This window comes from Collinsella sp. Sow4_D11 (assembly GCF_052116465.1).
Classification (GTDB): Bacteria; Actinomycetota; Coriobacteriia; order Coriobacteriales; family Coriobacteriaceae; genus Collinsella.
Map to the genome: position 1 here is coordinate 1 of NZ_JBQKLA010000067.1, position 921 is coordinate 921.

A 921-nucleotide genomic window follows, 5' to 3' on the forward strand; every position below is an offset into this window, starting at 1 on the left:
GGCGGTGTTCGCGCACTCATCCCACGCGCCATGAGGCAACCACGCGCCGGCGCTTTTGACCCATTGCCCAAGTCGGAGCTGGCGAAACACCGGCTCGCGTAGGGTGCGGGCCGCAGCCGCCAAGCCGTCCTCCGCGAGGAAGTCGCCTAGAGCCGGGTTGGCCAGCTTCCACGCCGCCCGGTCGTCGGCGGCGCAGCCGTCCGGCGCGGCGAACTCCCGCAAGAAGAACGCCGGGTCTTGGCCGCTTCGGCCATGCTCAACGAGCCTCCACATGATGGAATCGGCGGACGTGGCCGGGGTGCTGATGGCGAGAACGGTGCTTTCCGGGCGCTTGCCCGACACCGACGTGACCGCTTCCCAAACAGCCTCCGTGACCACGTGAAGCTCGTCCACGATCAACAACGACGGATCCCAACCGTGAAGCGCAGCCGGGTCCGCCGGCAGGGCAATCATAGTTGCGTCCCGTTGAGGCACCCTGATCTTGTCGGCGTAGATGTGGGCCCGCGCCGCCAGCTCCGGATTCAGCTCGATCATCCGCCGGGCCATGTTCAGCGCGATGTTGGCCTGTCGCTGGTCTGAGGCCACCACGAGCACCTCGGCACTATCCGGGCCACAGAACAGCTCAGCGACGGCCAGCGCGGCAGCCAGCGCCGTTTTGCCGTTGGCGCGGGGCAGGGACACCAGTGCGGTGCGGATGCCAACCCCGAACGCGCCCCGCACAATGTCGCGTTGCCAGGGGCGCAGCCTGAACGTGCCGCCGGAGCCCTTGCCCTTGGGGACGATGACGTGCTCACGGATGAACCGCTCACGACGCCGCGCCCGGTCACGCGGCCACCCCTTGAAGTCCAGGGCATCCACAGCAATCGGGGCCTTGGGACCGGCCTTCGTCGCGCTCATAGATACCCCCCGGGGGTATGAGAC

The 921-nt window shown here is 68.2% G+C and carries 1 protein-coding gene; it reads right to left on the reverse strand.

The window, feature by feature from the left end; all coding sequences use genetic code 11:
* A partial coding sequence (locus ACTQ40_RS10540; protein ID WP_441564119.1) for a terminase large subunit domain-containing protein occupies nucleotides 1-897 on the reverse strand: 897 nt, incomplete at its 3' end.
* Between the last annotated feature and the right edge of the window lie 24 nt (nucleotides 898-921).